This is a genomic window from Companilactobacillus nantensis DSM 16982 (genome assembly GCF_001435815.1).
GTDB lineage: Bacteria > Bacillota > Bacilli > Lactobacillales > Lactobacillaceae > Companilactobacillus > Companilactobacillus nantensis.
In genome coordinates, this window is record NZ_AZFV01000035.1 from 1 (window position 1) to 23,872 (window position 23,872).

General features: G+C 37.0%; 21 protein-coding genes. 14 read left to right on the forward strand and 7 right to left on the reverse strand.

The features are described 5' to 3' along the window. Positions 1-59 precede the first annotated feature (59 nt). The 3 genes from FD31_RS11930 to FD31_RS11940 form a co-directional block, all read right to left on the reverse strand. Positions 60-1,010, reverse strand: a complete 951-nt coding sequence (locus FD31_RS11930) for a LacI family DNA-binding transcriptional regulator (protein WP_057893012.1) — start codon at positions 1,008-1,010, stop codon at positions 60-62. A 554-nt stretch (positions 1,011-1,564) separates the two neighbouring features. Beyond that, positions 1,565-2,269, reverse strand: coding sequence for a bifunctional demethylmenaquinone methyltransferase/2-methoxy-6-polyprenyl-1,4-benzoquinol methylase UbiE (gene ubiE, locus FD31_RS11935; protein ID WP_057893013.1), 705 nt, complete (start codon positions 2,267-2,269; stop codon positions 1,565-1,567). Between the two features lie 9 nt (positions 2,270-2,278). Next, on the reverse strand, positions 2,279-2,887 hold the full coding sequence (locus FD31_RS11940; protein WP_057893014.1) for a histidine phosphatase family protein: 609 nt from the start codon (positions 2,885-2,887) through the stop codon (positions 2,279-2,281). Positions 2,888-3,104: 217 nt separating this feature from the next. On the opposite strand from FD31_RS11940, the gene FD31_RS11945 reads away from it, so the two are divergent. Beyond that, on the forward strand, positions 3,105-4,436 hold the full coding sequence (locus FD31_RS11945) for a uracil-xanthine permease family protein (protein ID WP_235805363.1): 1,332 nt from the start codon (positions 3,105-3,107) through the stop codon (positions 4,434-4,436). Positions 4,437-4,768: 332 nt separating this feature from the next. On the opposite strand, the gene FD31_RS11950 is transcribed toward FD31_RS11945, so the two are convergent. Further along, the gene (locus FD31_RS11950) at positions 4,769-6,646 is read right to left on the reverse strand and encodes a fructose-bisphosphatase class III (RefSeq protein ID WP_057893016.1); all 1,878 of its coding nucleotides are present in this window, start codon (positions 6,644-6,646) and stop codon (positions 4,769-4,771) included. A gap of 140 nt (positions 6,647-6,786) precedes the next feature. On the opposite strand from FD31_RS11950, the gene FD31_RS11955 reads away from it, so the two are divergent. Beyond that, positions 6,787-7,689, forward strand: coding sequence for an aldo/keto reductase (locus FD31_RS11955; protein WP_057893017.1), 903 nt, complete (start codon positions 6,787-6,789; stop codon positions 7,687-7,689). Positions 7,690-7,763: 74 nt separating this feature from the next. Here the strand turns inward: FD31_RS11955 and FD31_RS11960 are convergent, their stop codons facing one another. The 3 genes from FD31_RS11960 to FD31_RS11970 all read right to left on the reverse strand — a co-directional run bounded on the left by FD31_RS11960 (position 7,764) and on the right by FD31_RS11970 (position 10,885). After that, the gene (locus FD31_RS11960) at positions 7,764-8,516 is read right to left on the reverse strand and encodes an FAD:protein FMN transferase (RefSeq protein WP_057893018.1); all 753 of its coding nucleotides are present in this window, start codon (positions 8,514-8,516) and stop codon (positions 7,764-7,766) included. Positions 8,517-8,687: 171 nt separating this feature from the next. Then, positions 8,688-9,467 (reverse strand): FAD:protein FMN transferase, encoded by a 780-nt coding sequence (locus tag FD31_RS11965; protein ID WP_057893019.1) that lies wholly within the window; start codon positions 9,465-9,467, stop codon positions 8,688-8,690. Positions 9,468-9,592: 125 nt separating this feature from the next. Further along, positions 9,593-10,885 carry a nucleobase:cation symporter-2 family protein gene (locus tag FD31_RS11970; protein WP_057893020.1) on the reverse strand — a complete coding sequence of 431 codons (1,293 nt, stop codon included), beginning with the start codon at positions 10,883-10,885 and terminating at the stop codon, positions 9,593-9,595. A gap of 527 nt (positions 10,886-11,412) precedes the next feature. Here FD31_RS11970 and FD31_RS11975 point away from each other — a divergent pair. The 12 genes from FD31_RS11975 to FD31_RS12025 all read left to right on the forward strand — a co-directional run bounded on the left by FD31_RS11975 (position 11,413) and on the right by FD31_RS12025 (position 23,833). Further along, positions 11,413-12,849 (forward strand): C69 family dipeptidase, encoded by a 1,437-nt coding sequence (locus tag FD31_RS11975; protein WP_057893021.1) that lies wholly within the window; start codon positions 11,413-11,415, stop codon positions 12,847-12,849. Between the two features lie 277 nt (positions 12,850-13,126). Next, positions 13,127-13,468, forward strand: a complete 342-nt coding sequence (locus FD31_RS11980; RefSeq protein ID WP_057893022.1) for a YbjQ family protein — start codon at positions 13,127-13,129, stop codon at positions 13,466-13,468. Between the two features lie 110 nt (positions 13,469-13,578). After that, a complete protein-coding gene (greA, locus tag FD31_RS11985; RefSeq protein ID WP_057893023.1) occupies positions 13,579-14,046 on the forward strand; it encodes a transcription elongation factor GreA in 468 nt (155 codons plus the stop codon). A 185-nt stretch (positions 14,047-14,231) separates the two neighbouring features. After that, positions 14,232-15,149, forward strand: a complete 918-nt coding sequence (locus FD31_RS11990; protein WP_057893024.1) for a DMT family transporter — start codon at positions 14,232-14,234, stop codon at positions 15,147-15,149. 746 nt (positions 15,150-15,895) lie between these two features. After that, a complete protein-coding gene (locus FD31_RS11995; RefSeq protein WP_147007374.1) occupies positions 15,896-16,903 on the forward strand; it encodes a D-2-hydroxyacid dehydrogenase in 1,008 nt (335 codons plus the stop codon). A 118-nt stretch (positions 16,904-17,021) separates the two neighbouring features. After that, entirely contained in the window at positions 17,022-18,026 is a 1,005-nt protein-coding gene (locus tag FD31_RS12000; protein ID WP_057893026.1) for a D-2-hydroxyacid dehydrogenase, read from the forward strand. A gap of 596 nt (positions 18,027-18,622) precedes the next feature. Next, on the forward strand, positions 18,623-19,759 hold the full coding sequence (locus tag FD31_RS12005; RefSeq protein ID WP_057893027.1) for a 5-methyltetrahydropteroyltriglutamate--homocysteine S-methyltransferase: 1,137 nt from the start codon (positions 18,623-18,625) through the stop codon (positions 19,757-19,759). A gap of 534 nt (positions 19,760-20,293) precedes the next feature. Then, the gene (locus tag FD31_RS12010) at positions 20,294-20,677 is read left to right on the forward strand and encodes a YxeA family protein (protein ID WP_057893028.1); all 384 of its coding nucleotides are present in this window, start codon (positions 20,294-20,296) and stop codon (positions 20,675-20,677) included. Positions 20,678-20,723: 46 nt separating this feature from the next. Continuing rightward, the gene (locus FD31_RS12015) at positions 20,724-21,104 is read left to right on the forward strand and encodes a YxeA family protein (RefSeq protein ID WP_057893029.1); all 381 of its coding nucleotides are present in this window, start codon (positions 20,724-20,726) and stop codon (positions 21,102-21,104) included. A 79-nt stretch (positions 21,105-21,183) separates the two neighbouring features. Beyond that, the gene (locus FD31_RS12020; RefSeq protein ID WP_057893030.1) at positions 21,184-22,557 is read left to right on the forward strand and encodes a DHA2 family efflux MFS transporter permease subunit; all 1,374 of its coding nucleotides are present in this window, start codon (positions 21,184-21,186) and stop codon (positions 22,555-22,557) included. Positions 22,558-22,689: 132 nt separating this feature from the next. Then, the gene (locus FD31_RS14175) at positions 22,690-22,851 is read left to right on the forward strand and encodes a hypothetical protein (protein ID WP_157049168.1); all 162 of its coding nucleotides are present in this window, start codon (positions 22,690-22,692) and stop codon (positions 22,849-22,851) included. Between the two features lie 232 nt (positions 22,852-23,083). Next, positions 23,084-23,833, forward strand: a complete 750-nt coding sequence (locus tag FD31_RS12025) for a GGDEF domain-containing protein (protein WP_057893031.1) — start codon at positions 23,084-23,086, stop codon at positions 23,831-23,833. The last annotated feature ends 39 nt before the right edge of the window (positions 23,834-23,872 follow it).

Consider the following 23,872-nt stretch of genomic DNA (forward strand, 5'->3'; position numbering starts at 1 on the left):
CACTAAGCTTAGTCTGTTTTGTTGTCTTATTTATTATTCCAAATGGAATATTTACACAATTATTTAATTAAAGTTCCTCGTAAAATAAATTCTGAAGGAATCGACTTCTTGACAACCTCTTTTTCAAAAATAGACCAAAAGGCATATTCGCCAATTTCCTTCAATTTATGATCAATTGTGGAAAAATTCATTAAATGGCTATAATCCAAATTTTCTTGACCGATAACCGGAATTTCTAAGTGCATCATCTGTAATTGTTTTAAAACACCTGCCGCAATCTGATCACTATTCGCAAAAATGACTTGTAAATCAGGATCTCTTTCGACTAAATATTTAGCAGCTTTAATCCCCTCACTATATCCTTGCGCACCCATATACACATGTTTCGAATCCATCTGTCGACCATAAGCTTTTTCAAAAGCCTCTTTAGTCTGCTTGGTTGATTGACTATATTTTTCACTTCGGGTGAGTGTAACGCCGATATGTTGAAGCTTTAATCGTCTCAATAAATCAAAAACCTTCAAATATGATTCCTCACGGTTCGTATAAGCACACGAAATTGGATAATCGAAAGTATCCTCGCAACATGTAATCGTGCCATATTGGCGATATTCCAAAATTTTCTCAAATGAAATTGTCCGTGAAGTAAAAATTAAGCCATCAAAAGATTGATGTTTCAACATTTCCAAATATTTAATTTCATCTTTTGCATTATAATCAGAAGGCAATAACGTTACCTGATAATTTTCTTTGAAAGCAGCCTTAGTAATGGCCGAAATCAACTTTTGAAAATAAGGAATGTCAATGTATGGCAAAACAACCCCAACCATATGCGTTTTCCCCGTACTCAAAGCTCGAGCCACATCGTTAGGATGATAGTCCAGCTCCTCCATTGCGTTAAGAATCTCCTGCTTAGTATCTTCAGCAACGTAACTTCGATGATTAACGACCCTAGATACCGTCGACACAGAATGTCCAGAAAGTTTAGCAACATCACGAATATTTGACATAATTCTCACTCCTTTTCTAATTGTTAGCTTGCTACATATAATTTAATACATATGTTCATACGATAATAATTTATAGATTGATTCCATTAATCATTAAAATAATCAATCAACTCCGACTTTTTTCCTGTTTAGAAAAACTAACTTCTAAATATATCAAATGCTCCAGTCGGAAGAGCTGAGAAAAAATTTGCTGGCAGTGAAAGTGGCGTTAGTGCTTTAGCACTTACACCACCGGGCGCGTTTGGAGACTTGCTTGCAAGGCTTCAAACCGAGGCCTGAGACCTTGGCTCAGACCGGTCCGCACAGCTAGCAATTTTTTTCTCAGCTCTGGAGACGGCATCACACCGTTACACCCAAATTATTTACTTTTTTATGAAAAAAATCAAAATTCATAATTTCTTCACATTTTCAAAATATTTGGTTCACACTTATCCAGTATAGTATTAGTTGTAGATGAGAGATAAGAAATCTCATCTCATCCCCCCTATAACATATATATTTAATCCCCTAAAAAATTAAAAGAACACCTTCCCCGGGTGTTCTTTTTTTGTGTCCTATTTTTCAGCAGCATGAATGGCTGCGGCTTTAAACATTAGATCATCAACTGTAATGTCCTTAAAACCAACCGTTTGCATCATTTCTGCAAGTCGTTTGATACTGACAAATTTATTTACTGAGTCATCCAAATATTGATATTCTGGCTGACTTTTGGCAAAAATTTTTCCCATTAAAGGCATCAGCCGATTAAAGTACAATTGCCAACCAACTTTAATAACCGGTGTTTCAACTTTGAAAGCTTCTAAACAGATCAACTGTCCACCTGGTTTTAACACACGATAAATTTCTTGCAAAACTTTATCCGCATCAGGTACATTTCGGAGACCAAAGCCAATCGTAACTACATCAAAGCTTTTATCAGGATAACGCAAATTCATTGCATCGCCAATTTCCAAATTTATATTGGTAGCTTCAGAGTTACTAACTTTTTGTTGCGCAATCTTGAGCATTTCTTGACTAAAATCCATCCCTATAACGCGTGCATGGGGATACCTTTTGGCCAACATTATCGTCCAGTCACCTGTTCCACAACAAAGATCTAAAATATTATCCGGACCATTGGTAATTCTATTAGTCGCTTTTTGACGCCACTTTTGATGAGTTCCTAAACTCATAATCGAATTTAACTTATCGTAATTTCCAGCGATATTATTAAATGTTTTTTGAACGTCCGCTTCCGGTACTTTGTTTGTCAGTCCCATAATTAACCTCTAATCGATGTTATTTACTCGTCCATAGTAATGAAGATATTTTACACCACTATCAGAAATAACGAACTTTGAAACACCAGCATTATCAGGTTGAATGATTTGAGAAATATTTTGTGCACCCGTCACAACCTTCATGAATGAACGACTAACGAAACCGTGGCAGACGACCATAATTTTTTCGTCACCCTTTTTAGCCATATCATCCATAAAGTCTTCAACTCGTTTGTAAACATCGTCGTATTCTTCGCCATTTTTGGCATATTTTGTATAGCCTGGTAATAAATAATGATTTTCATCAAAAACATCAGGATATTTATCACGCAAATCAGTTTCCTTAACGCCATCCCATGAACCGTAATCGGCTTCATAAAGACGTTTGTCCTGCTTAATTTCGTGCACACCTTGATTTAAAATTTCTGCTGTTTGCATTGCACGTTTCAACGGACTTGAGTAAATTTCATCAAATTTATTAATATCAACATATTTTTTTAATTCTTCAACTTGTTGGATTCCTTTGGCGTTTAGCGGCTTGTCGGTAGACATACCATTGATACGTCCCTCATAGTTGGTATCCGTTTCACCATGTCTTACAATGTATAACTCAACCATAAAAATCTCCTCTTTGTTAGCGCTTTAATTTAACACCTTTTTAGTATTTCATTATTGACTTTGCTTTGCAACTCAATTATAGTGAAAGCAATCAAATAGAGTCCTTTAAACATTGGTCCCGTGAGGCTAATAAGGAAACACGTTCAGTCTTTTATTTCGCATACACGGGATGAAGGGCTATTTTTTTGCAAAATTTTGTATGGGGGAGATGTTTAGTTTGGATCCAAATAGTAAAGATTATCGCAATCCAGATGCCGTTTTAGACGTCTATGAAAAACCACCGCTAAGTACGTGGGCTTTTCTATCATTACAGCACTTATTCTCGATGTTTGGTGCCACAGTTTTGGTACCACTTCTAGTCGGACTTGATCCTAGTATCGCGTTATTCAGTTCAGGTGTCGGCACAATTATTCATATTTTAATTACACATCGTAAGATTCCAGCTTACATGAGTTCCAGTTTTTCATTCATTGTTCCGATGGTCGCGTTGATGAAGACCGTTGGATACGCCGGGGTTGCCCAAGGTACGATTGCCGTCGGGTGTGTTTACCTAATTGTTTCATTAATCGTTGGTTTCGTTGGTTCTGACTGGATCGACAAAGCCTTACCTCCTATCGTTGTTGGACCAATCGTTATCGTCATTGGTATGTCAGTAGCCGGAAGTGCTGCTAATAACGCCATGATGAATGGTTCACACTATGATTTAAAATACTTCGGTATCGCTATGTTCACACTCTTTCTAACAGTGCTATTGAACATGTATCTTCGTGGCTTCTGGAGTAATATCGCTATTTTACTAGGTATTGTTGGTGGCTATATTTTGTCAGTTGCCCTTGGTATCGTTGATTTTTCTAAAGTAATTTCAACTCCTTGGTTAAAATTACCTGCATTTGATTTAATGTTCATCAACTATATGCCTAAACAAATTTATTGGGGCGCTATCCTGAGTTTTGCACCAATTGCCTTTGTTACTATGGCTGAACATCTGGGTCACATCATGGTCTTGGATGAATTGACTCACCGTGATTTCTTCAAAGATCCTGGTCTTCACAAAACACTAGCTGGTGATGGTACAGCTTCAATCGTGGCTGCCTTCCTTGGTGGTCCTCCTATCACATCATATGGTGAAAATATTGGTGTTATGGCCGTTAACAAAATTTTCAGTGTCTACGTTGTTATTGGAGCTGCTGTCTTCGCTGCCTTGTTTGGATTCGTTGGTAAATTGAGTGCCTTGATTCAAACAGTTCCTGGTCCAGTTATCGGTGGTATCAGTTTTGTCTTGTTCGGTGTTATTTCTTCTAGTGGTCTTAGAATTCTAGTTGATAATAAAGTCGACTTCAATGAGAAACGTAATTTGATGATTGCTTCAGTTATTTTAGTTATCGGTATCGGTAATGCTTACCTCCAAATTGGAACTTTCCAATTCACAGGTGTTGGTGTTGCTACAGTTGTCGGTATTATTTTGAACTTGATTTTGCCTAAGTATGCTTTGTCTGAAAATTGGGACGATGATAAAGATAAGTGGGAAAAAGACAAGCAAAAGAAGTAGTTCCGTCTCCGGAGATAAAGGGTTACACCTGCTATGCGGAACGCTTCGAGCCAAGGTCTCGAGGCTCGGTTTGAAGCCTTGCAAAAGCAGCAAGTCTCCAAACACGTCCGGTGCTGTAAGAACGGCAAAAACCGCCGTCCTAACACCACTTTCACAGCAGGTGAACCCTTCATCTCCTCCGACTAATTTATTATTTATATTATATTGAATCGTATTAAGTATTAAAAAAAAGTTCGAATTAATCTTTGATCATAAAGATTAATTCGAACTTTTTTTAATTACAAGATGGAAAAATTTACCGTGGAATTATTCAATGAAATGCCTTAAACCAATTACTTCAATTCTTCTGCCAATCGTTCAATTTGCTTTTTGATATTTTGACCATAATCGGTATCTTTAACTGTTCGTCGTTCTGCTGAATGTTCCACAATTTGCTTATCGAGAACAACATCTGACATCTCTTCAATTGATTCTTGACGTGATCTAAAAGCCCTTAACGTTTCTAGGCGCATTCCATAGGAGTCAAATAACAATGCATAACCACCGATGTTACGGTCTCTACTGTTGATTTCTGACAATCCGTTGACCACGACAATCTTCTTGTTAGCTTTGACCGGTGAATCTGTAAATTCTGGTGTATGTCCGTTAATAATGTGACCACGGCTATTTAAATTGAATTCTTTCATTAACTTATCCGCAAACCACTCTTCATTGCACAATTCGAAAAATGGATTCAAATGTTCTGTCTGCAATTCTGATTCATCAATAAAATAACGTTCAAATGTTGTCATTTTATCTTTGCCAAATAATGGTGAGTTTTTACCTTCCCAGAGATACCAAATAAAGTCAGAGTTGTAACAATCTCCCGTTGTCGGATGACGTAGTCCATCTTTTAAGATATATTCCGAATAATCACACAAACTACGTCCGGCATAACTTTGACCATCAACATGTAACGGTAAAAAATTTCCCTGCTTATCGACTGGTATACAGCCATGGAACAACAAGTTACCGTTATGTTTCAGATACATTGAGCCATGATCTAACATGAACCACATGTGCTCATTCAATTGGGTCGAGTGAGTAAATTGATTAATTAAATCAATGATAACGGTCTGTTCACTATGCGTAATTTGATAAGGGCTAGCTGGATTAACTGTTTGAAAACAACCGTGCTTAATTTGATAAGTTTTCTCACCAATCGTGATAGATTTCTTATCGAGATTTACTTTATCGAGTAATAACCGATCGTTCATATCAAACTCAGGGCGACGCTTTATTGCCTGTCCCTCCAACTTAAACTGCATGATGGCCGCTGCTTGTTGAACACAATTATCGACGTTCTTTTCATCATCAGTCATTCCTGCAAAATTCACTCTCGGTTCAAAATTGGACATTGGTACATAAGCATGTGTCGCAAACTTGATTATCGAAGTTAAGTCGATGCCATAGACGTTTTCTAAAAGTTTCAAATTATGGTAACGAGCACAAATCCGAATCAAATTTAACATACATAATTTGGAACCAGCTAAACTCCCCATCCATAAAATATCGTGATTGCCCCATTCGAAGTCAAAATTTTGCCAGCTTTCACTAAGATGCTTAATGATGGCTTCGGGATGTCGCCCACGATCATAAACATCACCAATAATATGGATTCGTTCAATCGCTAACTTCTGGATGGCATGACAAATAGAAATAATAAATTCATCATTCATTTTCAAATTAACAACGGTTTTAATCATTTCGCGATAATATTGTTGTTTATCTGGAGCCATTAAATCACCAAAGACTAATTTCTTCGTAATTTCATATAAATCAGTATCCAAAGCCTTATCAATAATATGACGTGGGTATTTACTTGAAACATACCGCACTACTTCTAGGACGCTGTTGATTGTATCCATCGACCATTGCTTAGCTTCATCTGGGTCAGTTATTTGCTCGTGAATTTGAGCCAATACCTCTTCTGGATAATAAATTAAGCAGACTAATTTTCTCTGATTCAGTTTTGTGAGTCGACCATTAAAAACTTCTTCAACTTTTCGACTGACATTACCTGCACCGCTCCGAATAATATTTAAATATTTATCGTCATTTCCGTGAATATCACTAATGAATGCTTCGGTTCCTTTGGGCAAATTTAAAATTGCCGATAATTTTACAATTTTTGTTTTTATATCATTATTACTCTTTAACTCATTATCCATTTTATATGCTGTACCTTCCCCAGAAAGTCCGCCATTATCAATTTGATAGCGTATACAAATGAACTATACCAAACGAAAACGTTAATTCCAAGTATCCTCATAATATTTGAGTTAAAATTATATCTATAGGAGGTTCTATTATGAGTTTAAAATTAGATTCTACTGTAACTTTGAATAACGGCGTTAAAATGCCTCAATTGGGTCTGGGTGTTTGGAAAGTTAACAATTCTGGTGCTTCCCAATCTGTTCAATGGGCATTAAAACATGGCTATAAAGCTATTGATACTGCTAAACAATACGGTAATGAAGCCGGTGTTGGTGATGGATTACAAAAAGGCTTGGCAGAAAATGGTCTCAAACGTGAAGATATTTTTCTTACTACTAAAATTTTCAATGGTGACCAAGGCTATCAATCAGTGCTTGATAACTTTGAAGGTCAATTGAAGAGATTACAAACAGACTATGTAGATCTACTATTGATTCATTGGCCAGTTGATGGCACATATCTCGATACATGGCGTGCTTTGGAAACAATCTACAAGTCAGGTAAAGCTCGTGCTATTGGTGTTTCAAACTTCAATATCACTCGTTTAAAAGATATCCTACAAATTTGTTCAATTAAACCAGCAGTTAACCAAATGGAATACCACCCACTTTGCCAAGAAGTTGATATCAAGAACTTCTGTGACGAAAATAATATTTACCTTGAAGCTTGGTCTCCACTCGGTGGCGGTGCTGTTTTAAGCGACACTAGACTCAAGACAATCGCTGACAAGTACAACAAGTCAGTTGCCCAAGTAATCCTTCGTTGGGACTTACAAAATGGCATCATTACAATTCCTAAGTCAGTCCACGAAGCTCGTATCATTCAAAACGCTGATGTTTATGATTTTGAAATCAGTGACGATGACATGGACGAAATCAACGGCTTTGACGCTGACAAACGCAGTCTCTGGTATGGTGACTTCTTCTGGAGTGGCAATCCCGATGGCTTTAAAGATTCAGTTGATGTTTGGGACGATGAACCTCAATTCACTAAATAATTTTTCCATTTAATATAAAAAGACAAGCAATCTAAAATTGGATTGCTTGTCTTTTTGGTATGTTCTTGCTACTTTTATTTAACTTTTTTATTTTCAATAATTGAACCAAGGTTAAAATTAAGGTTCTCGAGTCCATTTATAATACCAGTTAAATTGTAGTGACTAACAAAGGGCATAAACTCATCAACCGTTGTATTTGTTCCAACAAATGACCAAATACCCGCTTCAACCAGACTGCTTCGGATAATCGTTGTTTGCTTATCATCATTTTGAAAGCTTGCTACAGCTCCATTTTGTAAATAATAGGTCGTATCTGTTTTTTCAATATTACGTGGATTAGTTACTTCAATCACCCAGCGGAAATCACTGCCTTGTTTTGTCGCAAACTTCGAATTACTATCACCACTCAAGTAAATAGCTTCGATTTCAGGAGTATTTAACAATGGTTTCAAATCCTCATTAAAAACTTGTTCAATTGCCCAATTTCTAACAATTTCCGAAGGATCAAAGCGACCAGCAAAGTATGGACGGTAAATTCCATTGGTCATTTGTTGTGACAAAATAGCTGAATTATAAATAGATTTAAAATCTTCTGAAGATGTTACTGGTTCGTGATCTCCACGTTGAAATTTGGAAACAAGTGAATCATAGCGGAATGGTGAAAATAGTTCATCAATCCGGCGTAAATGTTTATCTACCCGTTCAGTCACCATTTTCAACTGTTCCATGACTACTGGATTTGAACTGACGGTGACCAATTTAATCACAAAGTTCATATTCATTTGATTAATTTCATTTTTTAAAATTGTTTGTTGATTAGTTTTCATTTGTTAATTCCTCATTATTCATTCGTTTTAGTAAGTCATTTATTATTAGTTTTATTATTCTAAAAAAATTATTTCCGATTACAAACTAAAGTATACGAACGAACTTTGAATGTTTTATGACGAGGATTTGAATTAATCGTAAAAAAAAGATACATAACGTCGTTATGCACCTCACTTTGATATAGCAATTTTATCTGAATATCCGTCGCGGAAATTTTCCATGCCAACATATTTATCGACTAAAACACCTGTCAGTCGATATTTAGCGATGAACTCGGGGAACTTATTAGTTCCGGCCGCAATCCCTGCTGACGACCAAATATTGGCATCTAATGCGTTATTACTAACAATTGTAACTTGCTCAACATTACTCTTCTCTTTTCTTAAACTGCGCATTTCATTGGATGTTGAAACTGCTCCATTTTGTAAATAATACGTTGCCAACAAAATGCCCAGATTCTTAGGGTCATTAATCGCAATCCGCCATCTGAAATCAATGTTTGGACGGCTGGCTAAGCGAACATCTTCTCCACATCTGAGTGAAACACCGTCAATCCCTTCGCTACTCAATAACGATAAGAGATAGCGGTTAAAGATTTGGTCAATCATCCAGCCATTCAATAATCCAATCGGATCATATTTACCATTAAAGTAGGAACTAAAGTAGTGGCGTGTCATCTGTTCAGCCATAATTGTCTGTTCATAAACCTCACGGAAGGTTTTCGAAGTCATCAGTCCTGTCTCTTCGCCATCTTGGAATCTGGTTAAAATCGAGTCATTGTTTTCCAATGAAAAAATCTCATCATATTCTTTAATGTTTTCAGAAATTTTTTCAACTGTTCTATCAATCAACTCTGTATCAATTACTTCTGGTTCAGGTGTAGCTAATTTAATTTCAAAGGGTAGATCAAACTTGTTTACCACAATGGTTAAGTACTTATATTCAGTCATATTTATCACTCCTTTTATGTATAAAAAAATACGTATGCTTATCTAACTTTTGCGATAAGTATACGTACCAAATGTGATGAAAATATGACTAAACTTTGTACTTGCTTTGAAAATGTTTAAACTAGCTAATTTGTCTTTTTATTTGAATTTAATAATAAGTTCAAGATGATAGCTGAGAAACTTCCGACCACCAAACCATTGTTTAAGATTGTTTGAACAGTTGATGGCAAGAAGTGTAATAGTGTTGGTTGAACGGTCACACCAATACCCAAACTGATAGATACAGCCATAATCATGATATTATTGTTGTTCATTTCAACCTTTGTCAGCATCTTGATTCCTTCAATACCAACGGTACCAAACATAATCAACATTGCACCACCCAAAACGGCATTAGGAATCAATTCAGCAACTGCACCAACCTTAGGAATCAAGCCTAAGATAATCAACAAGAATGCTGAGAAATAAACAGGTTTATTCTTCTTAATACCTGACAATTGCACAACAGCTACGTTTTGAGAGAAAGTTGAATATGGGAATGTATTGAAAATACCACCCAAGATAGCAGCGAGTCCTTCTGAAGCATAACCACGTTGCAAATCATTTTCATCCAAATCGTCACCAGTTAATTCTGCCAAGGCATAATAAACACCGGTTGATTCAATCATACAAGTCAATGCCGCTAAGAGCATAACTAAGATGGATGACCATTCAAATTTTGGTGTTGCAAAGTAAAATGGTTGTGGAATTTGGAACCAGTGGGCTGATCCAACGGTTTTAAAACCAATCTGACCCATACCGATACCTAACAAATATCCGGCAACGATACCAATCAAGACTGCAATTTGTTGAATGAAACCACGACCCCAAATACTAACAACAACGATAATTAATGCAGTTGTAAAGCCTAAAATTAAGTTTGTTGGATTACCAAAACTTTTGGCAGCGACATTACCACCACCAATATTTTGAAACGCAACAGGTATCAAAGTAAAGCCAATCAATGTGATCAACGATCCAGTTACTACTGGAGGGAAGAATCGCTTCAAACTAGCGAATAGCTTTGAAATTAACATGATGAAAATACCGGCTGCGATAATAGCACCATACATATAGGCAATCCCAAAGTGATGTCCAATATTTTGTAACGGCGTTACATATTCGACGGCTGATCCTAAAACAACTGGCAACCCAATCCCCGTTAACGGTGTACGCTTAATCTGTAAGAGTGTTGCCACCCCACACATAAAAATATCAACTGAGATTAAGTAAGTCATTTCCTTAGCACTGAATCCAAGTGATGCCCCAATTAAAATGGGAATTAAAATATCCCCAGAATACATGGCTAATAAATGTTGAAACCCTAAGAGCAGATTTTTCAGAAAAGAATCGCCCTGATTTTTTGTATCAAGATCCATTATTGCCCCTCCTATTATTTAGAAAATTATAGCATTGTTTTCAGAGGTTATTAAAGAACAAGTTTTAAGTTTTGGAGATGCCGCATCCGGGCGTGATAAATAAATAATTAACACTGCATGTTGCGTTTTTTTATTTATAAACACCAATTTCAATCTTATCTTTAATATATATCTAGAGATTGAAAATTTCGAAATAATCTTTAAACCTTGATGCTCTAACAATCCGAAATAAAAAACAACGAATAAATTAGCCGGAAGTAACAAGAAATTTGGTCGCTGTGAAGGTGGCGTTAGGACTTTAGTCCTTACACCACGGGACGAGTTTTGAAACTCGCGTATTTTGCGAGGTTCAAAATCGAGATTCGAGACCGCCTTTTGGCTCGAATCGGTCCCCATAGCGACCTAATTTTCTTGTTACTGGAGGCGGACTCTCACAAAGACAATTTCGGTTTTTCATCCCTTTGCACCATACTCTCAATTCAGATATGCTAAAATGAAATCAGTATAAATAGGAGGAGTTCTTAAAGATGAAGAAAAATCATTTGGATGACGCTTGTACGACAATTTTAGTTGGTAAAAACGCCAGTTTAGATGGATCAACAATGATCGCCAGAAATGACGATACATTCTTTGCTGTTGCTCCACACAGCTTTGTATTAAACCCAGCCGTTAATGGTGAAAAGGGTCGCAAGGTTAAGTCATGGTTGAATGGCTTTGAATCAGAAGTTCCCGAAAATGGTTACAAGTGGCCTGCAGTTCCTAATGTAGACTACAAGAAGTTCGGTTACTACGATGAAAGTGGTATTAATGGAAAGAACGTTGCTATGTCTGCTACTGAAAGTACTTATGGTAACGAACGTGCCCTAGCCTTTGACCCACTCGAAAAAGACGGTATGGACGAAGATGTTATTGTTCGTATGGTTCTTCCTTACGTAGATTCAGCTAGAGGAGCTGTTGAACGTACTGGTGAATTGATCAAGAAATTTGGTTCACCAGCTGGTAACTCTGTTCTATTCAGTGACAAAGATGATGTTTGGTACATGGAAATTGTTACTGGTCACCACTGGGTAGCTCAAAGAATTCCTGATGACAGTTATGCTGTTTGTGCTAACCGTGTTTCAATTCAACAAGTCGACTTTACTAAACCTGATGAATTTATGTGGTCAGATGGTATCCAAGAATTTGTTGAAAAGAACCACTTGAACACAGATAAGACTGGTTGGAACTTCAGACATATCTTTGGTTCAGACAACTTGAAAGACCGTCACTACAACACACCACGTGTATGGTATGGTCAAAAATTCTTCAACCCTGAAATTGAACAAGATCCAGAAGATGGTGAATTACCTTTCATCATGACAACAGATCACAAAATCTCAGTTGATGATATCGAATATGTTTTAGGTTCACACTATAACGAAACACCTTACGATCCATATAGCCCATATGCTTCAGAAGAAGACAAGCACCGTTACCGTCCAATCGGTTTGAACAGAACACAAAACTCACACGTTCTTCAAATTAGAAACGACGTGCCTGAAGAATACGCTGCTATTATGTGGTTATGTATCGGATTCCCAACATTCACACCATACATTCCTTTCTACACAAACATGAACGAAACAGATGCATCATATAACGACGCATCATTATCATTCAATTTCAAGGATGCATACTGGATGTATAACGCCTTGTCAGTTCTTGTTGAATCAAACTATACTGAATTCATTCAAGATGATATCGACTACCTAACAGAAGTTCGTCAAGATCTTCGTATGGCCGTTGCTGAAACTGACAAACTTGCTGCCAACTACTCTGGCGACGAATTGGTTGAATTCTTAACAGATAGAAACCAAAAGGTTGTTAAGGAAATGCAAGATAAAGCTCACAAACTATTTGGTGAACTTTATACAAAGGGTATCAACATTTCAAAACTTACATTTAACATGGATGCAAATTTATAAAATATTTGAAGTTTAATCTTAACGATAAGAGAGTGTGACAAAACATGGTCAGCTTTCGAGCATTAAGGTAAAAGAGTCAAGTAATCCGATTTTGGATTGCTTGACTCTTTTGTTTTAAACGGAAAAAGCTATGTTTTGTTGCATGTTTAGGAAAAAAGCAGTTATGTCACAACCTCTTTTTTATACAATTAGCGTTACTTTAGTTCATGAACTTCATCAATTAATGTTACAATACCGACATTATGAGTTAACAAAAACTACATCGGAGGACTGGATTATGCAAGTATATACAATGGATCGAATTCCCCAATTGGAAATAGTTGAGGCCAAAGGAGCTGTCTTGAACGAACAAGTTTTTTCAGTCGATATCGTGACTGATACTTTGAGTGGCCTAGGTAGTATGTTTGGTGGCAATTCATCCTCTTACACGAAAGAATATCGTAAGGGACGTGAAATCGTCTTAAATGGTCTTGAACAAAAGGCTCAAGAAATGGGCGCTGACTCAATCGTTGGGCTCAAAATACAATATGGACAGTTCATTAATTCAGAAATAATGTTGCTCGTTATATCAGCAAACGGTACGGCAGTCGTCACTAAACCAATTGCTGACAAAAATTAATTCCACTAAAAAAGAAGCGTCCCTTTGTTTGCAGGTCTGCTTCTTTTTGCGTTAAATTATAATTTGAGCTAAATTGTTCTTAATAATACAAGAATACCGAGGTCTTACTTATGGAACCTGTTTTTAATAAAATGACACCGGCCGGTTACAAAGCTATCGAACAAGAGATTATTGATTTAAAGAAACAACGTCCTCAAAAAATCAAAAACTTGGCTGCTGCAGCTGCTTTAGGTGATCGGTCCGAAAACGCTGAGTACACTACTTCCAAACAGGAGTTAGGACGTCTCAATAGTCGCTTACGATTTTTAGCTAAACAACTTCAGTATGCTGATGTTGTCAAACCGTCAGACAATGACATTTTAGATATTGGTAAATTTGTAACGATTGAATTTCTGGATGATCATGATCAACTTACCTATCAAATGGTCGGAAAACAAGAAGCTAACTTGGATCAGAAAAAAATATCTTTTACTTCACCTATCGGTAAAGCATTGAATAAACATAAGGTCAATGACATTGTAACTGTCGAATCGCCTGCAGGTTCATATCAAGTCAAAATCATTCAAATCCACATTTAATTTGATAGTCTAACGCTATCATAAAAAATTAAATCAGGTCTATACCATAAAGGACAAACCCGCCATTTTCATACATTTTCTTCCATACCTTTCATGCCAAACGTCATGATATGAAAAAAATAATAGTCAAAACCAAATAACGACAGGTATAATAGTCCTATTAGTTTTTAGGAGGATATTTTTTAATGGAAGAAAGTAAAAAGTTGGCCAAGAAAACTCTTGATCGAGGTTTTTGGTTAGCATTTTGTGCTTCTGCTCTCTGGGGAATCTCTGGTACAGTTTTACAAGTTGTTGCAAAGAACCTTAATATCCCTGCTATGTGGTTTATCGCCACTAGAACAACTTTTGCAGGAGTTATTTTATTAGCTGTTGGTTTAATCGTTTTACCAAAAAGTGAATTCTTCGCTGTCTTTAAAAACTGGAAGGATCTCTTAATATTAATTAGCTTCGCCATCTTTGGGCTATTAGCTAATATGTTCACCTTCTTTCACGCAATTAAAACAGGTAATTCATCGACCGCTACGATCTTACAGTACCTCTCACCACTTTTCATCATGATTGGAGCTATCGTCTTTACTAAAAAGAAAACTTCACGTATCGATGTCATCTCCTTTGTACTCGCCTTAATTGGTGTTACTTTGATGATTACTCGTGGAGATATCGGTCACTTATCAATTCCACTTATCTCAGTCATCTGGGGTATTGGCAGTGGTATCACTGCTGCCCTTTACGTAACAATTCCACAGACTTTGATTGCTAAATACCACGGTATTCTAATTACCGGTTGGGGTATGTTGATTGCGGGTATTATTTCCAATTTCTTTAGCCCCATTTGGGTCAATCCACCTAAGATGGATACAGCTAGTGTTCTAGGAATTGGTACAGTTATCTTGCTTGGTACGGTTTCAGCATTCTTGTTGATGGTTATGAGTACTAAGTACACAACGGCCGCAATTATTAGTATTACTGATGCCGTTCAACCATTCACCACCTTAGTTTTAAGTATTATCTTTTTACAGTACGCTGTAAATATTCCTGAAGTTATCGGTGCTATTGTTGTTGTACTAGCAATTTACGTACTGAATCGCTATGACGCTGATTAATTTCCAAGACGAAATCTCAATGGTTTCGTCTTTTTATTTGCTTTCATTCCGATAAAACCACCCCCAAGAGAGAAAAAGAGACCCCAAGCTGATAATCAACTTGGAGTCTCTTGTCGTATCCTTTAGTCCAATTATGAATTAGTTGGTAGGCGTATCACAAGGTCCAAGTCATGTTGTAAAACAACGATCATCAAATACATAATTAGTAAAGTAATAAACATTGTGACTGCCTCCTTTCAAAATTAAATTAAGATTAGATTTGAATTGTGCTAATCATATAATCATCCATACACTTTGTCAATAAAAAGCATTAATTAGTTTTATAAATCCTTTATTATCAAGTTTTTATCATAGATATACTTAATGTCACTCCCCTTTTAAACATCATTATTAATTCGTTTTTATATCTAATCTACTTTTAACTTTGTTCATGAAAGAAGAATATTTTAAACTCAACTATCAACACACTAGCCGAAGGATGGAAACTAAAAGGTCAGTAGTAGTGGAGTAAGAGCTTTAGCCCTTACTCCACTGGACGAATTTTGCGAAGTTCAAAATCGAGACCCGAGACCTTGGCTCAAGTCGGTCCTCACAGCAACTTTTTAGGTTTTATCCTTCGGAGGAATCCTCCAATTTTTAATTTCCACTTTCTTTTCCAAAAATTTGCGTTAAACTTAATATCAATCAATTATTAGAGAAAATTAATTAATTTAAGATTTTCTAATAATAAAGAAAGAGGGATTATAATGAAAATTTTCCTATACGGAATTCGTGAAGATGAAAAAGGCTACTTAACAGAATGGACTGACGTCCACCCCGAGGTGAAAATAGCCTATACTGACCAATTTTTAAATACTGAAACTGCTGAACTAGCTAAGGGTTATGACGGTGTCGTAACGCTCCAGATGCAAGCATATTCCCGTGAAGCTCTGCAACAATTACATGATTTTGGCATCAGCAAGATTTCAGTTCGTAACGTTGGTTTAGATGGTTTCGACTTCCAGGACCTCCGCGACCTAGGGTTTTCATTAACGAACGTCCCCGTTTACTCCCCCAATGCCATTGCCGAACATACAACTAGTTTGATGTTACGCTTACTTCGTCGAGTACCTGAATTCGATAAGAAATTCAATAATGCCGATTACAGTTGGTTCCCTACCATCGGTGAAGAAATCAATGGCAAGACTGTTGGTATCGTTGGTACTGGTCACATTGGTTCTGTAGTTGCTAGAATTATGCATGCTATGGGAGCCAAAGTAGTGGCTTATGATATCAAACCAAATCCTTACCTAGAGAATCTTGGGATTTACGTTGACTCACTTGATGAAGTTTTGCAGCAAGCCGATATTTTAACACTCCATACCCCACTAGCTAAAAGTGATATCCACATGATTGATGCCAACGCCATTGCTAAGATGAAAGATGGCGTCGTGATAATTAATGCTGCCCGTGGTGGCTTGATCGATACTGAAGCCTTAATTGCCGGACTAGACAGTGGCAAAATTGGTGGTGCCGGTTTAGATGTGCTTGAAGGTGAAAATGCCGTCTTCCAAAAGAAATTCAAGAGTCTCGATAATGTTAAAGATCCACAATTTAAAAATTTGATTAGTCGTGATAATGTCATCATCACACCACATACTGCCTTTTATACAACTACCGCGGTTCATAACATGGTTTTTGATTCATTAACTGATAATCTAGCTATGTTAGAAGGCAAAGAACCTAAGTATCCAGTTGATATATCTGAAGATTAATCTCATAAACCGTAAACTCGTTTGAGTTTACGGTTTTTTAGTGGCTTACTTTTGAAGCGATTTATCTTTTCTGTTTTAATAAAGGTATGCAGGTTCTACTTAAGGAGGAACACAACTAATGAAAATATTTGCATACGGAATTCGTGAAGATGAACAACCATCTCTAAAGAAATGGCAAGCAGCTCACCCAGACGTTGAAGTGGCTTTTACAGAATACACTTTAACTGCTGATTCAGCTCGTCTAGCCGAAGGTAGTAACGGCGTTGTAACGTTACAGACATCACCATATACCCGTGAAGCTCTGGAAGTTCTTCACCAATTAGGTATTAAATATATTTCAATTCGTAATGTTGGCTTTGATAACTTTGATTTCAAAGATTTAAACGACTTAGATTTCACACTAACAAATGTGCCTGTTTACTCACCAAATGCTATTGCTGAGCACGCTGTCATCTTAATGGGTCGCTTACTTCGCCGTGTCCCTGAATTTGATCAAAAAATGGATAATGGCGATTTCACTTGGTCACCAACTATCGGTAAAGAATACCGTGAACAAACAGTTGGTGTCGTTGGTACTGGTCACATTGGCCGCGTTGCCATCCAAATTCTACAAGGCTTTGGTGCTAAAGTTATTGCTTATGACGTTTACCATAACCCTGATATTGAAAAGCAAGGTTTGTATGTTGATAGTTTAGAAGAATTATACAAACAATCAGATATTATTACTTTACACGTTCCATTATTCGACAGTAACAAGTACATGATTAACGACGATGCGATTGCCCAAATGAAAGATGGTGTTTATATTATCAACTGTGCTCGTGGCGAACTCATCGATACCGATGCACTAATTAAGGGCTTAGACAGTGGCAAAATCGGTGGTGCGGGACTTGATGTACTGGACGATGAAAATTCAGTCTTTGGTAAAGTTTGGAGCAGTGTCGACAATATTCCGAATGAAAAGATCCGTAATCTTGCCAAACGACTAAACGTTATCATCACCCCACACAGTGCTTTCTATACAGAAACAGCCATTCACAATATGATTACAACTTCATTTGACTCCAATAAGGCTTTAATCGAAGGTAAGAAACCACAAAATATCGTCGATACACGTAAATAATAAATATATTTTTAAAAAGCTATTTGACAAAGTAAAAATCATGGTGTAAATTTATCACCAATCAAATAATTAAAACTTATTTAATCTAATTAGACGTTGAAGAGAAGAGTAAGTTAACGAGTAGTTTGCAGAGTGACCGTTGGACAGTGAAAAGACGGAACGAAAGTTTAACTGAAGATGAGCTTGGAGTCTTACCTAGGTGCAAGCCAAAGGTACGCAAGGATGCGATATCATCCCGGACATGTCAGTGTCGTTGAGGTATTTTGTGTAAGCAAAATATAAACTAGGGTGGTACCACGGTAATCGTCCCTACAATGCAGAGAAATTCTGTACTTGTAGGGACGATTTTTTAGTTGCTCTTAGTGGTTAGGCCACTAAGAGCAACTAATGGTGATTGACCGAAGGGAAAGAACCCCGTGAACTACTAGTGGCCTAAGCACTTAGAGCAACTTATGGGGGCGACTAACTGTCGCCCGTATATTCCGCTTTCCTATGATTGCTTTATCTTCCTTGACCCTTCATCACTAATCTTTTCAACTCATACCACATAAAAATAATCAGATTAAATAAGCCAAAAACAGAGGAGAATTTACACTATGACAACAACAAACACAACAACTAAAATCGGATTCCAACATGTAGGAAGTTTCCTACGACCAGCAGCACTAAAACAAGCCCGAGCAGACTTTGAATCAGGCAAGATCAACCATGATGACTTACGAAAAGTTGAAAATGATGCCATCGAAGAACTTATCAACCAACAAAAAGATGCCGGCTTAGATTACGCCACTGATGGGGAATTCCGTCGTTCATATTGGCACCTCGACTTCTTCTGGGGCTTTGAAGGCGTTAAACACACTCACATCGGCGAAGGATATGACTTTTCAAATGGACGTTCTCGTGATGATACAGCCGTCCTAACTGATAAAATCAGTTTCAACGCTGACACACATCCCTTCATCCAAGACTTCAAGTTCACAAAATCAATCACAGACAAAATCGGCGGCATTCTTCCTAAGCAAACCATCCCCGCTCCTGCCCAACTCTATCGTGAATTGACTCGTGGCAAAAATCTCGACGCTCTAAACCGCATTTACCCAGACAAGCAGGAATTCTACAATGATGTTGAAAAAGCTTATCACGATGCTATTCTCGCCTTTTACAACGAAGGTGCTCGTGTCATTCAATTGGATGATTGTTCATGGGGACGCTTGTTGGATAAAAAATTTCTCGCAACTGAAGAAGGTAAAAAACTAGTTGCCGAAAACGTTCAAGATATCTATCTCGAACTAAACAATGGTGCTATAGCTGATTTACCAGATGATTTAACAATCAACACCCACATCTGCCGTGGTAATTTTCATTCTTCATTCCTATTCTCAGGTGGCTATGACAACGTTGCTGACAACCTCTTCGGTCAAGAAAACGTCGATACTTACTTCCTCGAATACGATTCCGACCGTGCCGGCAGCTTCGCCCCATTAGCTAAAGTTTCAGGAGACAAAAAAGTCGTTCTCGGTTTAATCACATCAAAAGATGGCAAACTCGAAAACCGACAAGACATCATTGATCGAATCCACGAAGCTAGTCAATACTTACCATTAGACCGCCTCTGGTTATCAACACAATGTGGTTTTGCTTCAACTGAAGAAGGTAATGTAATTACACCAGAACAACAATGGGAGAAACTAGCATTAGTTAAATCAATCATTGACGAAGTCTGGGGCAAATAATAAAGAACAAATTAAAATAAAATAATATCTCTACTATTTTGGTTTTTGCATTTTGAATTTCAATAACAAAATATAGTAGTAATAACTTCATCCTACCCAATACACTAGTCTCCGGGTGTGGGTGATGATGCCAGCAGTGACAGTGGTGTTAGGACTTTAGTCCTTACAGCACAGGACGTGTTTTGAAATTCGCGTTCTGTGCGAAGTTCAAAACCGAGCCTGGAGACCTTGGCTCCAGGCGGTCCCACAGCAGGCATCATCACCCACACCCGGAGACGGCCCCCAACCCCAATATATAATGATTGATAGCGTTTACATTTAGACCTATAATATAAGTAGGAATTAAGTTTATATCGTTGGAGGTGGCAGTCATGATGAAATTATTAGCACACTTATTCAACAGAATTGTAGACTACACACTTAACTTTGATTGGTGGTAAACAGCCGGCTTACAAATCTGTAAGAATAATGTAAGTGAATCAAATGTATAAAAAAAAGCAAAACTCTTAATATACTTGTCAGGAGGTAATTCAAATGAGAAGTTTTTTAAGAGTTTTTTTATTAGGTGTCGCAACTTTAGCAATCGGGTATTTTGCAGTCTGTTTCACGGTTAAGGACAGCACGAGCCAATCAGCGCAAGCTTTCAATGCTTACAACGTGTTGGTAAAGCGTGAACCAAGATACGTCAAAATCGATAATAAAGAGGCCAAAGACAACGATGGTTATGGTAATTATACATATAATCTTAAAAGTTATGATGACAATGGTAATGAGCATCCTATAAAATTCATGGGCATGGGTAAGTTGAAGCAAGGTCACTACCTCGAACTTGATACTAAAGGCAGTTATGTTTATTCATACAAAGAAGTCTTTAAAAAAGATATGCCAAGCGATGTTTATACTAAATTGAACTTATAATCTGGGGCCGAAAAGGCTCTTTTTTTATACAATCAGGAGAAAAATTATGAAAAAATTTATTAATATTTTATTGATGGGACTTGTTGTCCTCGGATTAGGCTATTACATGGCTGGTTCTTACTTAAAAGATAAAAATACACCTATGGCACAGGATTTTAATCGCTATAATTTGTTAGCTAAACGCAGTCCCAAATTCATGCAAATAGATTACGATGATGCGGATAAAGAACAAGACGGTAGCTATACTTTTTACGCTGATGCCTACGACCGCCAAGGTAACTGGCATGAAATTGATTTACATTCAACCGATGACTTTGACGATGGTGAACTAATAAAGCTAGATACTAAAGGCAGTTATGTTAAAAATTATTCTGTTATCCATCCCAACGATCTGCCCTACAAACTTTATCGGCTTTTCATGAATTAAACGTTGTGACGTGTTGACCATCCTAATTTTGATAACTAAACTTAATAAGTTACTACTTTTTAATTAGGAGCACTAAAACATGTCGAAACAAATCAAAAAAGCACTTTTTATTATGGTCTTTGGGACCTTCTTTGGTGTTTTGTGCTCTACTTTAATGAACACAGCCTTACCTACTTTTATGCGTGTCTTTCACGTCAGTTCATCCAGCGTCCAATGGCTGACAAATGGTTATACATTAGTGAACGCCATCATGATTCCAACTAGCGCTTATTTCATTAAAAAATTCTCCTTTAGACATCTCTTCATCGTCTTTAGTTCAATTTTTCTAGTTGGAACTATTTTGGGTGCCGTCGCTAATACTTTCATCATGGTCATTATCGGTCGGATGATCCAAGCTATCGGAACTGGTATGATGATGCCATTAGTCAACGTTTTGGCAATGCAATACACCACCAGAAGTAAACAAGGGGCGGTTATGGGAATTATTGGCTTAGCCTTTAATTTCTCCCCTATTATTGGTCCAACGTTGTCAGGAATCATTTTGCAGTACTTCCCTTGGCAATACTTGTTTATCTTGATCTTGCCATTCATCATTGCCGTAGTACTCCTGGCTATTTTCCAATTGCCACAAATCGAAACACATGATAATCCTAAATTTGATGTACCAAGTTTAATTACGATCAGTTTGGGATTACTCTTCCTATTAAGTGGTTTTTCAAATATTGGTCAGACTAGCTTTTTCTCATGGAAAGTACTCGGATTTACCATTGCCGGTTTAGTTTTGATTGTTATCTTCTCAATCATGGAAAATAAGTCAGCCAAACCAATTATTAATTTCGAAATTTTTAAGCATTCTCAATTCACTTTTGCGACAGTTATCAATATGTTAATAGTTTTAACTATGTATGGAAATACAATCTTACTTCCATTAATGATCCAGATGATTTTACACAAAAGTCCTTTGATTTCAGGATTGGCTTTACTACCAGGAGCTGTCCTAACAGGTTTCATGTCACCAGTCAGTGGTCGATTATTCGACAAATATCCGATTAAACGAATCGTAGTTACTGGCGTTTTGATTGACTGTTTCGGAACCTTTATGCAGGCAGTCATTGACGTCAACGCCTCGGTTTTAATGTTGACACTTGGGCAGATGATTCGCCAATTGGGATTAGTCTTAATTCTAATTCCTATCCAAACGCATTCGCTCAGTGCTTTGCCTAAAAAATATTTATCCGATGGTGTCGCAACTTTTAACACGCTCAGACAAATAGCTGCCTCATTCGGAACTGCCATTATCATTGCTGTTATCACAATGGCAGACAAAATAATTACCGGCAGTACAGCCAACCAAGCAGTCGGTATTCAGGCAGGATTTCTAGCATGTTTAGGGTTTCTATTAATTGCCCTTGCACTGACCTTCAAACTACATAGACCTGATATTGTGGATTAATTTAACTTCAGTAACGGTGTGAAATACAAATTCTCGATATGATTTTTTATTTTATTTAACTAATACTCTATTCACGTTATATAATTATACTTATTAAGAGCAATAACATTTTACGATTGGGGGGAAACAACTTTGTTAACTAGTTTTGTTATAGGTAAGGCCTCACTGCTCACAAGTCTCTTTTTCATTATGGGTGTTTTCATCGTTTTTCAGGTTGCCTTTGCTGCTATCAAAAAAGTTTTAACAATCAAAGACGTTAATTTCGACGAATATACCCTCCGGGCTGTTTTATGAATTATTTATATTCTGGTTATTTTATTTGTCCTTCAAAATTCAGTTCGTGGACATGGCAATTCTCTAACTTTCGTCAATTTTCAACTCGTTGCCGTCATTTTCTATACAGTTATCTTGAACGTCCCATTTAAATTTCATCTATTCGCACCAATCGTCTTAGCTTTCATGATTTTTAACTCTGATTTTTAACTCAGCTATCACTAGTTGGGAATCATGGTGCTTGGGGGCTGTTTTGCTTGCCTTTTTCTACACACTAAATTACATCAAAACTCATACTGAAAAAGTCTTCCCATACCTTTACTACCTTGGTTCAAGTATCTTCTTCGGTGTTTTATATTGGTTCTTTGCCAAACTAAAATTTTCAATTAGTGATCAGGTATTTTGGAAAGAAATCTTTGATCTAACTATTCTAGAGATTTTCACATTCGGCTATATTGCAACATTGTTTGCCGACGTCGAATCTAGAACCGCACTGTTCAGAGATGCAACGCATGATAAACTCACTTCAGCTTACAATTATGATGCCTTTGACATCGATTTACGTGAACTATTTAGAAAAGTTAAAACGACTGACATGAAGTTCACTATGTTAATGTTTGATATCGATCATTTCAAACATATCAATGATACATATGGTCATTTGGCCGGTGATGCTGTCCTCAAAAACGTCGTCAAAATCGTTCAAACAGTCATTGATAACAATGATCCTAAGATTAAACTTTATCGGACTGGTGGCGAGGAATTCAACGTCATCTTCCCTAACTATAAATTGGATGACACTAAACCAATTGTAGAGGAGATTTTTTCAGCAATTAATCACTCTGACACTAAATTCGACAATAATAAAATTAATTTAACCGTTTCAATGGGCGTTTCCCAAATGTCTAAAGATGACATATCAATTAACGACTTTTACTCAAGAGTTGATGAAGCCTTATATCACTCTAAGCGTAACGGTCGTCAGGAAATTACCGTTGAGTAAAAAAAAAGAGCTAACAGTGACGTTTACCCAAAAAGTTAG

Excerpts from the sequence above, each read along its gene's own strand:
- FD31_RS11965 (WP_057893019.1), bottom strand. The coding sequence starts at position 9,467 with ATGACTGAATATAAGTACTTAACCATTGTGGTAAACAAGTTTGATCTA.
- ubiE (WP_057893013.1), bottom strand. The coding sequence starts at position 2,269 with ATGGGACTGACAAACAAAGTACCGGAAGCGGACGTTCAAAAAACATTT.
- FD31_RS11930 (WP_057893012.1), bottom strand. The coding sequence starts at position 1,010 with ATGTCAAATATTCGTGATGTTGCTAAACTTTCTGGACATTCTGTGTCG.
- FD31_RS12015 (WP_057893029.1), top strand. The coding sequence starts at position 20,724 with ATGAAAAAATTTATTAATATTTTATTGATGGGACTTGTTGTCCTCGGA.
- FD31_RS11975 (WP_057893021.1), top strand. The coding sequence starts at position 11,413 with ATGAAGAAAAATCATTTGGATGACGCTTGTACGACAATTTTAGTTGGT.
- FD31_RS11940 (WP_057893014.1), bottom strand. The coding sequence starts at position 2,887 with ATGGTTGAGTTATACATTGTAAGACATGGTGAAACGGATACCAACTAT.
- FD31_RS11955 (WP_057893017.1), top strand. The coding sequence starts at position 6,787 with ATGAGTTTAAAATTAGATTCTACTGTAACTTTGAATAACGGCGTTAAA.
- FD31_RS12010 (WP_057893028.1), top strand. The coding sequence starts at position 20,294 with ATGAGAAGTTTTTTAAGAGTTTTTTTATTAGGTGTCGCAACTTTAGCA.
- FD31_RS11995 (WP_147007374.1), top strand. The coding sequence starts at position 15,896 with ATGAAAATTTTCCTATACGGAATTCGTGAAGATGAAAAAGGCTACTTA.
- FD31_RS11970 (WP_057893020.1), bottom strand. The coding sequence starts at position 10,885 with ATGGATCTTGATACAAAAAATCAGGGCGATTCTTTTCTGAAAAATCTG.
- greA (WP_057893023.1), top strand. The coding sequence starts at position 13,579 with ATGGAACCTGTTTTTAATAAAATGACACCGGCCGGTTACAAAGCTATC.
- FD31_RS12000 (WP_057893026.1), top strand. The coding sequence starts at position 17,022 with ATGAAAATATTTGCATACGGAATTCGTGAAGATGAACAACCATCTCTA.
- FD31_RS11950 (WP_057893016.1), bottom strand. The coding sequence starts at position 6,646 with ATGGATAATGAGTTAAAGAGTAATAATGATATAAAAACAAAAATTGTA.
- FD31_RS11990 (WP_057893024.1), top strand. The coding sequence starts at position 14,232 with ATGGAAGAAAGTAAAAAGTTGGCCAAGAAAACTCTTGATCGAGGTTTT.
- FD31_RS11980 (WP_057893022.1), top strand. The coding sequence starts at position 13,127 with ATGCAAGTATATACAATGGATCGAATTCCCCAATTGGAAATAGTTGAG.
- FD31_RS12020 (WP_057893030.1), top strand. The coding sequence starts at position 21,184 with ATGTCGAAACAAATCAAAAAAGCACTTTTTATTATGGTCTTTGGGACC.
- FD31_RS12005 (WP_057893027.1), top strand. The coding sequence starts at position 18,623 with ATGACAACAACAAACACAACAACTAAAATCGGATTCCAACATGTAGGA.
- FD31_RS11960 (WP_057893018.1), bottom strand. The coding sequence starts at position 8,516 with ATGAAAACTAATCAACAAACAATTTTAAAAAATGAAATTAATCAAATG.